The organism is Mitsuokella sp. oral taxon 131 str. W9106, assembly GCF_000469545.1.
In the GTDB taxonomy this organism is placed as follows: domain Bacteria; phylum Bacillota; class Negativicutes; order Selenomonadales; family Selenomonadaceae; genus AWVT01.
Window position 1 is genome coordinate 1 of the sequence record NZ_KI273073.1, and the last position, 9,383, is coordinate 9,383.

The 9,383-nt window shown below is 58.0% G+C and carries 11 protein-coding genes and 1 pseudogene; all 12 read right to left on the bottom strand.

Features of this window, described 5'->3' with window-relative positions:
• Positions 1 to 235: 235 nt before the first annotated feature.
• A complete protein-coding gene (locus tag HMPREF1985_RS10350; protein ID WP_021772568.1) occupies positions 236 to 2,038 on the bottom strand; it encodes a MuF-C-terminal domain-containing protein in 1,803 nt (600 codons plus the stop codon).
• 13 nt (positions 2,039 to 2,051) lie between these two features.
• Positions 2,052 to 3,110 (bottom strand): defense against restriction DarA-related protein, encoded by a 1,059-nt coding sequence (locus tag HMPREF1985_RS10355; RefSeq protein WP_021772569.1) that lies wholly within the window; start codon positions 3,108 to 3,110, stop codon positions 2,052 to 2,054.
• Positions 3,074 to 4,354 (bottom strand): ArdC family protein, encoded by a 1,281-nt coding sequence (locus tag HMPREF1985_RS10910; RefSeq protein WP_021772570.1) that lies wholly within the window; start codon positions 4,352 to 4,354, stop codon positions 3,074 to 3,076. The genes HMPREF1985_RS10355 and HMPREF1985_RS10910 overlap by 37 nt, the downstream gene beginning before the upstream one ends.
• Entirely contained in the window at positions 4,347 to 4,562 is a 216-nt protein-coding gene (locus HMPREF1985_RS10365; RefSeq protein WP_040637667.1) for a hypothetical protein, read from the bottom strand. The genes HMPREF1985_RS10910 and HMPREF1985_RS10365 overlap by 8 nt, the downstream gene beginning before the upstream one ends.
• A gap of 14 nt (positions 4,563 to 4,576) precedes the next feature.
• On the bottom strand, positions 4,577 to 5,110 hold the full coding sequence (locus HMPREF1985_RS10370) for a hypothetical protein (protein ID WP_021772572.1): 534 nt from the start codon (positions 5,108 to 5,110) through the stop codon (positions 4,577 to 4,579).
• Between the two features lie 54 nt (positions 5,111 to 5,164).
• Positions 5,165 to 5,377: a hypothetical protein gene (locus HMPREF1985_RS10375; protein WP_021772573.1), complete on the bottom strand. Its 213-nt coding sequence runs from the start codon at positions 5,375 to 5,377 to the stop codon at positions 5,165 to 5,167.
• A gap of 148 nt (positions 5,378 to 5,525) precedes the next feature.
• Positions 5,526 to 6,020 (bottom strand): hypothetical protein, encoded by a 495-nt coding sequence (locus HMPREF1985_RS10380; protein WP_021772574.1) that lies wholly within the window; start codon positions 6,018 to 6,020, stop codon positions 5,526 to 5,528.
• The gene (locus HMPREF1985_RS10385; RefSeq protein WP_040637668.1) at positions 6,007 to 6,315 is read right to left on the bottom strand and encodes a hypothetical protein; all 309 of its coding nucleotides are present in this window, start codon (positions 6,313 to 6,315) and stop codon (positions 6,007 to 6,009) included. The genes HMPREF1985_RS10380 and HMPREF1985_RS10385 overlap by 14 nt, the downstream gene beginning before the upstream one ends.
• Before the next feature lie 2 nt (positions 6,316 to 6,317).
• The gene (locus HMPREF1985_RS10390) at positions 6,318 to 6,734 is read right to left on the bottom strand and encodes a hypothetical protein (protein WP_021772576.1); all 417 of its coding nucleotides are present in this window, start codon (positions 6,732 to 6,734) and stop codon (positions 6,318 to 6,320) included.
• Between the two features lie 63 nt (positions 6,735 to 6,797).
• A complete protein-coding gene (locus tag HMPREF1985_RS10395) occupies positions 6,798 to 7,685 on the bottom strand; it encodes a hypothetical protein (protein ID WP_021772577.1) in 888 nt (295 codons plus the stop codon).
• 66 nt (positions 7,686 to 7,751) lie between these two features.
• On the bottom strand, positions 7,752 to 9,074 hold the full coding sequence (locus HMPREF1985_RS11225) for a type IV secretion system protein (RefSeq protein ID WP_369758583.1): 1,323 nt from the start codon (positions 9,072 to 9,074) through the stop codon (positions 7,752 to 7,754).
• Positions 9,075 to 9,185: 111 nt separating this feature from the next.
• Positions 9,186 to 9,383, bottom strand: a pseudogene (locus tag HMPREF1985_RS11875) (M23 family metallopeptidase); the annotation flags it as partial.

Below are 9,383 nucleotides of genomic sequence, written 5' to 3' on the forward strand. Positions count from 1 at the left end.
TTGCGACAATTAAACTTACAATTTGCCGTGGATTGACAGCATGTGCAAAGAAACTGCCAAATACATAAATGTCATCAAGTGGAACGCCTAACATCCGAAGAATCGGTGGGACTTTCGTTACGGGGTAAAGGTCACCATTCTTCTTGTCCTTCCATTCAGCCTTGTCTGAGGAAATGCATCGATCAATCAAGGCATTCCAATTTCTTTCTGCTTCCGTTATTTCGTCTCACTCCTTTTATCTGCCAACGCCTTGCGCTGCGGCAGGATCATACGGGTCTTGTGATCTCCGGGCGTTTTGATTTTCCTGCTGCTTTTGGATGGTCACTTCCCTTGCGATTCCCGTTGCCTGCCCCGCTTCCATCTCACGGCGGCGCGGGGATTCCTTCAGCAACGCATTCCGGATGGCATGTGCGCCGAATCCAGCCTCGGCCATCTTCTGCGCTGCATGGAGGTCGGTCAGATAGCTGTGCTTGTCTTCCTTGTCCTCTGCCAAAACGGCGGGGATCGCCTCGCGGTAGAATGCCTCTGCCGACTGCAGCCCATGGGCTCTTTGCAGGATGGCATCGCGCTGCTCGGAAAGGGATGCAACGCCTGCCCCAAACACCTCTGCCGTCTGACGCAGCAGGGCGTCCACCTCCCGGTATGCCTGCCTGCGCAAAAAGGCTTTGACCTTGCTCGGCGCAAGTTTCACGGAGAAGTATGCATCCTTCACGGCGTTTCGCGTGCTCGCAAGCAGCTCGGATGAGACGATGCGCGGCCGGTCGAATGCGGCTTTCCGCGTCTTTTCGGCCTCCTGCAGGAACTGCATCGCCGTCGCAAGGCATTTGGCCATTGCCTCCGGCGCGATATCCTCCGTCTTTCGCTCCAACATCCCGATTTCCTCGTGCATCGCAGCAATCCGATCGCGATACGCCTGTTCGCGCGCGATGAGCTTTTCTCGCTCGGCCGCAAAGAACGTTTGGCTCTTTTCCATCGCGCGCTGGGCATCCCCAATCGCCTGTGCGCGCTCTTCCGCGCGTTTCCCCGCACGATACGCCTCGCCTGCCTGTTCGATCCGGCCTCGGATGTCCTCATGCTGCGGCACATAGGCCTCCCATGCCTCGATGTTCGGGCCGTATCGCTCCTCGGCATCTTCAAACCCACGCATGCTGCAGCACAGGTACATCGCACGCCTCCAAAGATCATCCGATGCCTCCTTCGGCATTGGCGGATCGGCATCCACGAGGCTGTCCGAGATTTCCCTGTAATACGAGTCCGTGAAGCTATCTTCCTGCACAGGTGATGCGGGTTCGGCTTCTCCTGGTGTATTGGATTCTTCAGCCGTTTGATTCCCATGCATGTGATTCATTTCTTCCGGCATGTTCCATTCCTCCTCGTTTTGCGCCCTTTTGAATTCGTCTAAATCTTTTTCTGTCTTTACATTCTTCATGTCTTCTGATACAATAAGTTCAGAAAGAGCTTCGCGTACTTCGGAGGCCACGGGAAAAGCGTTCCCGCAGGATCGAAAATATGCGATGCTCTTATTTTTATTGACATAGAGCACTTTACATTCGTTGATTTGTTTCTTGAACCATGTGAAATCCGGTTTGTTCTTGTCCCACCATTCGGTTTTCCCGTACGCAGAATTGAAGAAATGCTCGGTCGTTGCTTCGCCCAAAATCGTTTTATTCAGTTCCAGCGGGACAACCACCGTTGCGCCATTGACATCTTGCAGTTCCAAGACGAAAACGTACGAGTTCGGTTTGCTTCCTTTGGTGATCATCAGGGGATCTGTTGCCGCCTTTGGTATTTGACGCAGCACCTCAAGTGTCATCCCCGGATGATCCCGGCGGATGGCATGACGGAAGAAACTGCCGAAAATCTGGATCTCGTCCTTTGGTGCGCCAAGCAGCTGCAAGACTGGCGGGATTTGCATCACGGGAAAATGGATGTTATCCATCTCCTTTTTCCATGTCCGTTTGTCCGCCTTGTCGTATCGGTCGATCAGCGCATCCCATCGTTCAAGAATCGTTTGAAGTGCTTCCGCTATTTCAATCACCCCGTTTCCCTTCTCACCGTCCCACGCCCTGCGCTGCGGCAGGCTCGTGCCGGTCTTTTACCTGCGGGGCGTTTTGTTCTGCCTTGGTCCTTTGGATGTACGGGCTTCGCAGGGCTTCCACGGTCAAGTTCGCGCCGTAGAAGCGATCCTGCGATACGGCAGCGTAGGGGCTGTTGCGCTGGATGGCCATGCCGATGCGCTTCCGTGCGGCTTCCTCCTCCTCGCCCTGCCGGATGCTTTTGCCCAGCTCTTCTGCGGCAAATGCGAGATCCGCATCATGCCAGCCCTTCTGATCGGCAGGCGTATAGGCAGAGAGCCCATGATGAAAGGCACGCTCGCGAAAGTCCTTCGCGTAGGCAAGCTGCATGGCGATCCGCTCGCCCTCGGCAGGGTCGTCGGTCTCATGGAACGCGCCCGGATGGGTCACCATCGTTTCCTCGCTCTGCCCGGCAAGGTAAAAGTTCTGCTGCAATTTGCCGATGTAGGTCTGAAAGGTCTCAGGGCCGACACGCTCGACTGCTGCATGCATGCGCTCCTTGAGGCCTTTCGGCGGCAGGGGCGTCAGGGCAAGATCCCCGTGGTACCGATGGAGTTCCTGCAGGGTGAAGCCGTTTTCCTCTGCGCGGCAGATATAGCCGTCCGCCTCAATGAGGTCGCCTGCCTGTATGGGACGCTTTCCTTCCGGCGGATGCAGGCGGAACGCGGCATAGGCTTTTGCGATCGTCACGCCTTTGCGCAGGTAGTTCCCCTCTGCCACCTTTTCGTAGTCCCGCCTCAGGCGCGGGACTTCCCGGACGTCTTCCCGCGCTTTCTCCCTCCGATAGTAGACGGCGATCCGCACGGCTTTGTTGGCGAAATAGTCATAGTCGGGCGCAAGCCCATGCTCTGCCGCCTGGCTTGCAGAAAGCTGCTTTTCATAGTAGACGGCGCCGTGCTTCCCTCCCTTGTCCGCCGCATCGACGAGGTAGAGGTTTTCCTTTGGGATGGAACCGGATGTGACAGGATGGTCGGGATAGTATTTGTAGAAGCGTCCCGTCAGATTGGCCTGTGCCTCCGGCGGGAGCGCGAGCACGCGGCCATCACGGACGCGTACCGGCAGGAAAACAGTTCCTCTGCGGACGGGACGGCTTCTTTTGCCGTCCCCTGCTTCTCCCGATCGTTCGGCCCTGCTTGTTCCTTGTTCGCCTCGATTGGCTCATGCGATGGTTCGGCGGCGGGCACGGCAGCCTTCTCCTTTGACGCAGGAAGGACGCCTTCTGCCGCCGGCGTCAGGCGGCTAGACGTGCGAAATGCTTCCGGCACCAGCCGCTTGATGTAGCCGACGATCTTCCTTGCATCCGTCGCCGCCTTGAAAATCGCCATCTTGTCCGCTTTCAGCTCCTCGATCCACGACTGAAGGTATGCCGCATGGCTCTCAGGATCCAACGGGATTCCGAGGTCAAGCGACAGGAAGGTCGAGGCAAGCTCGGCGCGCAGCTCTTCGCGGGCATAGGAGCGGGAGGTCTTGTCCGTGCTCATCTCGCGGTTCATGCGGCTTTCGTGCCCCGTCCAATGCGCGAGTTCATGGAGCGCCGTCGCATAGTAGCCGCCTAGATCGGGGAACGCCTCTTTCGGCGGCAGGTGGATCTCATCCCTGCGTGGCGAGAAGAAGGCTTGGTCGGCTTGGTCATGGCGGATCACCGCACCGCTTGCCGCTAGGATCGCCTCAGCGATTCCATGCTGCTCCTCATGCGTGTAGACGGGTGCCTTCGGCACATATTCCTTGAGCGGATGGTCCGTGTAAATCGGCTTTCCGTCGTCGCCGATCCTTCGATTGCCGTCCTTGTCGTACGCATATTCGCGCCGGATGCAGTCCGCGGCATGGAACACGGCCGTGATGCGCCGCGCCCAGTATTGCTCCTCTTCCGGCAAGGGGCGCTTGTCCTTGTCGCGCTCGACGTGCCACTTTTGGATGATGGGGATGCCCTTGCTTCCTTTTTTGACGCGATACTCCCAGCGCAGCTCCGGGCGAACCGGCTTGCCTTCCTGCATGAGCCGTGCGACACGTGCGGCGAAGATCCGATTTTGCTCCTGCAAGGACGCAATCGTGAAAAAGCGCGGATCGGCGCTCTCCTTTTCCCGCATGACGGCACTTAAAAGGAAGCTGTTGAACGGGTTGTACGGATGGTTCGTCTTGCCGTTCACCGGCATGACGAGCGCCGCTCCTGCCGCACTGTCCCACGCCTGCTGCCAGGGGAGTTTTCCTTCCTGCATGAGCGCGACGATGTGCTCGGTCGTCTTTTCGTAAAGGTCCATCCTCTTTGCGCCTTTAGGCATGCGGCTCGCCTCCCTCTACGCGCGGGATCCATTTCTGCGCGTCCCAGTCGAATTCCACCGTGCCGAAGTCGGGGCACTCGTCCACCTTGAACAGGAATGGGCTTTTCGTCCAGTCGCGCCCATGTTCTGCTTCGATCTCCTGCTGCGTGACGACTTCCGCAAGCGGGTCGCGGTCGGTGTGCACGTCCTGTGGTGCAATCAGAACCATTCTGCATTCTCCTTTCATCTAGCTAGGACAGGCTGCCGTACGGGGGTTCCTGCCGGCTCCCTTGCCACTTTTTCCTCCCGTCTTTCCGGCATGCTTTCGGCCATCGCATGGTTGATCTCGATGAGGCGCGCCTTCTTCTTCGCCTCTTCCTTGGCGTATGGGAAGGGGAGCCTTGCCTTTTCCTTTGCATCCGCAATGTTTGCCGCCAGCTTGTCGCGCTCTTTCTGCACCTCCTTGATGCGGTCAATGGCCGCCTGCCCCATCATGGCGAACCGTTTCATGGTGATGGACGGCCTGTCCGACAGGACGATGCGGTGCGGTGTCTTTCCGTGTACGGTGAGGAGGGGCTGCATGGTCTCGCGGTCAAGGAGGAGGGAAAGGCGCATGCCCTTGTATTCACCGGCAAAGTCTTTCATGGTACTATAGTTTTTTGCCGCCTCACCTAAGAGCTCGCCTGCCTTTACGGGGTCGGTGCAAAGCGTTTCGTTGATGGGCATCGTCTGCGCGATGTCGTAGAGAACGTCCATCTCGCCGTCCGCGCCCAGCACGGGAACGCCCCGGTTCCGCTCCCCCGGATGGGGGATAAGGCACCGGCCGAGCCTTCACCAAAGCGGCACGTCCGCATAGGCCGTGCCGCTTTGCGGCGCATGAAAGAAAATGCTGATCTGCCGGTCAAGCGGCTGCCTGTAATGCCGTGCCATCGTGCCGAGAAAGTCGATGAAGCGCGTCCGATTGAACCGAAGCTCGCGCATCAGCCCTTCCCGCTCACGGGCAAGCGTATGCGGCGTGACTGCCTCCGACTGGAATAAAGCCATGTGTTCTTCCTCCTTTGCTCTTCTTTCTTCCAGTATAGGGGCTTGCAGTTTTTAAAAACTGCAAACTTTTCTGCGTGCATGTGAAATAAATGAATCATGGCAAAAAAAATTCAGGTGTCCAATTTGGACACCTAAAAAAGAGGAATCATCATCGCCCGTGACGGACCGTCTTGCCTTGCTCACATTGCGGATCTGTCCATGCCATGCCATTCCATACGGATGGTTCCATGCTGTTTTCGATAAACGGTTTCAGAAACGTCGAAAGCCTTGCGTACAGTGTATCGAAATCCGGCTTATGGACAACATCGTCCAGCTTCTCATAAGCATGACGAAGATCCGCCTGCCGGTTTTGAAATGCATCAAAGTTCTCGATGTCATGCCCGCTTTCTTTTGCCAGGCGGCGCACTTCCAACATATCGAACCCAGCACAGTAGGAGTATATATCGGTATCAATCAGGTCTTTCGCACGGCGAAAAACTTTCTGACTGGATATCGCACAAACCTTATCGGCAAGCATCTTGGACAAGGTCGCACCTTTCAGGAAAACCATCTTTCCCTGATACGAAAAGATGTAGTTCTGATAAAAGGGATGTCGTCTCAATCCAAGATCGATCTTGAATAGTTTCTCCTCATTTTGGTTCAAGATCCAAAATCCAGCGGATCGGTTCTCCGAAAAGGTTGCGATACGCAGTGACGGATAAACTTGCGTCCACGCGTTTTACAGAATCCGTCAGGGCACAGCGCATCTCTTCCATCGACGCATTCTGCCGCATCCAGTCCCCGTCAATATCCCGCGTTGTCCTGCATATATCCGTTTGTGTCTTGCCATCCACGGCAAGCTTCAACGTCATGGCGCCCTTGAATACAATCGGTTCTTCCGCAAGCGCCAGTTCCGCCATGACGTCCAGCATAAGCTGCTCCATTTTGGTAATGTTCATGATCATGCCTCATCGTAGTATTCGATTGCCCAATCCCTGTACTGCTCGAATCGTGGCATGAGATCCGGCGCAATCCGCAATGTATCGAAAGACTCGCCATTCTCGTAATAGACGGTGGCAAGGCTTTCCTGTATCGTTTGGTTGTCTCCGTCTGCTCGCAGCAAGTCGTTGATCGTTTGATTGACCGTGGTGCAGAGAAGCCCGTTTCTTGCTTCATGCTCCACGCTGTCAAAAGACGGGATTCGGTATTCGGTCGTCCCTGCTATGCACAGGGGATGCGTGACGTAAATCTTCGCCGTATGTGGCCGCGTACTGCCACTGTACAGTCCCAAATAGTCCGCTGCCGTATCGTAAGCCAAAATGCACGGCGCATTCTTCAGCAAGCGGCGCAGGTACGCGTTATACGTTTGTATGGCCATAATCGGCACGCTCCTTTCATCTCATCCCATTATACCATACCCACTCCCCAAAAGAACAACAACTCATTCGAACGGGACGAACCCGTTCGGCTCCGGGCGCATGAACCCCGACGCCTCGACTGCCTCGGTGTCGAACGGGTCGCTGACCTGCACCTTGGCTTCCTGCACGCGTGCCTCGTGGGCAAGCTCCTCGTCGAGGGCCTCGCGCTGCTGCGATGCCCTTAGCTGGATGCGCGCGCCGATGAGCGCGGTGAGCTCCTGCCGCTCCGCCGCGCCCAGCGCCTCGATCTGCGCCTGGATCTGCCGCAGTTCCATCTCGCCCTGTGCGTTCGCGGCGGCCTCTAATAGGCGGTTCACGGCATCGCCGGTCGCCCGGCTGCCCGCGATGGCCTTCTGTGCGGCGGTGGCGCAGTCCGTCGCTGCAAGGGCTATCGCGGTGCGCTGCTTCGCCTTGTCGCGCGGCAGTTCGGCGTCGAGGCTGCTCTCGTCGTAGCGGTGGAACAGCGGGCTTCCCGTGATGTCGTTTGCGGCGTGCAGGATGTAGATGTCCTCCTTGTCTTTTTCCTTCTGCGCCAAAATGTCGCCGATTCCCCGCATCTGATGCTCGTCCCATGGCTGATGGTCGCGGATGTCGAGGCCGAGCTTTGCGGCGATCTGCACGAGGATGTTCCGAAAGTTGTCGCCGAAGAGCGTGCTCTTGATGTCGCGCGTCAGGTCGTAGACCTGCCCGCCTTGCCAGCCGAGATCGCGGTAGAAAAACGAGGGATTGTTCGTGTCCGCCCACGAGATGCGCGTCGGGCTGTAATAGTCCGGCGGATCCCATGGCCGGTCCCAGCCGGGGATGACCCACGCCGAGGCAAAGTGAAACCCGCCGAGGAGTACGCCGCCTGCCACGCTTGCAGCGATGAGTGCCTTGCCCCACTTCGGCAGGGGCTTTATCCTGTGCTCCATAAAGATGCTCCTTCCAAATATGAATCCTCTCGCTAGATATTCAGGTGTCCAATTCGGACACCTGCGCTAGCCTTCCTTCGAGAGGCGGAACCCCGACGAGCCGAACTGCGTCAGGATGAACCTGCTGACGCGGTCGGCAAAGAACATGTACATCAAGGTGACGAGGATGAATTTGAGCAGCAGGATGAGGTTGAGCACCGACTGCGTGGAGAACGCGCCGCCGTTCAGCGCGGCGTTCAAGCCGTGTATGTACTCCTCAAGCGGCGCGGTATAGTAATGGCCATGCCGCAAGGCAGCGGCGTACTCCTCAAGTGTCTGCGCCTCGAACAGCCCGTCCACGTCGTATCTGGACAAGGTGAGGGCGTAGTCGCGGGCAAATTCCTCGTCGCTTCCATAGCGCGTATAGTCGCCGTGCCCGTCATACCCCATGCCGGCATGGTTGTGGTAGTTCCGTGAGATGTAGCTCGTGAAGTTTGCCGACTCGTGCACGAGCTGCGCATAGATCCAGTCCACGCGGAGTTCCTTGCCGTACTGGCTCCTTAGGATGTCATGCACAAGGTAGGCGATATCCGCATGCGGCTTGCCGGATATATCGACGGTCGCGCTCGTCCCCTTGTCGCCGATCATGCCGCGGGGAAGCTTCTCCCTGCTCCCCGCCTGCACGGTATGGGCCGAGATGAAGCTGTCCACGGCCATGTTCTCCATGGTCGCCTGAAGCATGACGGCAAACAGGCAGAAGAACATGAGGTTGAGAGCGCAGGCGAATACGCCGTTCAGCCCGTTCGACGCATACTGGCGCACCGGCTTCAGCCCGGCAAAGGAAAAGGACGTGAACGAAAAGAGGATGGTCAGGTAGAACTCCAAATACGCCATCGCGATCTGAAAGCCGATGATGCAGAAGAGGATGAAGAGGATCAGCCCCGAGACGAGGCAGATGACGAGCATCGGCCCTTTGAAGAGAAGGTCGAGGATGCCGCGTGCGCTCATCGCCTGATTGATGAGCGGCGCGATGAGGTTCATGCCCTTCTGCACGATCTTGGTCGGGTCGGAGACGGCCGCTTCCGCCGCCTGCGCGTGGGCATCGCCGCCTGCCAGCGCGCCGAGCGCGGGCAGCCCGTGCAGCGAGAGATTGCCGACGAAGTCGCTCCAGCCGAACAGCAGGACGAGGCACATGCCGTAGAAGAGGACGCGCTGCACCATCCAGCGGAAGAGTCCCTCGCGATCCTCCTGCGTGCCGAGCATGGATTTTTTCATCGCGCCGAGCGCGAGGTCGATGGTGATGAGGATAAAGAACACCCATGCCACGTAGGACTTTATGAGCCCCAGTGCCTTGGTGGCCACCTTCGTCACGAGATCCACGACGTCGCGGATCGGCCTAGCGAAGTCCATCGCGACGGTCCAGTCCTTGTGCCTGCCGTGCGCGTCCTGCGGCGGAGCAGCCCCGCTCGTGCCGCCTCCCTGCTCCTGCTCCAGCGCAAGAAGCCCCGGGACATAGAGGCCGGGGTCAACGGGGTCGCCCCAATAGCCATTGGGCAGCACCTCGAAATGGCAGTGCGGGCCGGTCGAGCGTCCCGTCGATCCGGCATAGGCGATGACCTGCCCTTGCCGCACGTTGTCGCCTGCGCTTACGAGCAGCTCGCTGTTGTGCCCGTACAGGGTGAACAGATTGCCGCCATGGTCGATGGCGACGGCGTTGCC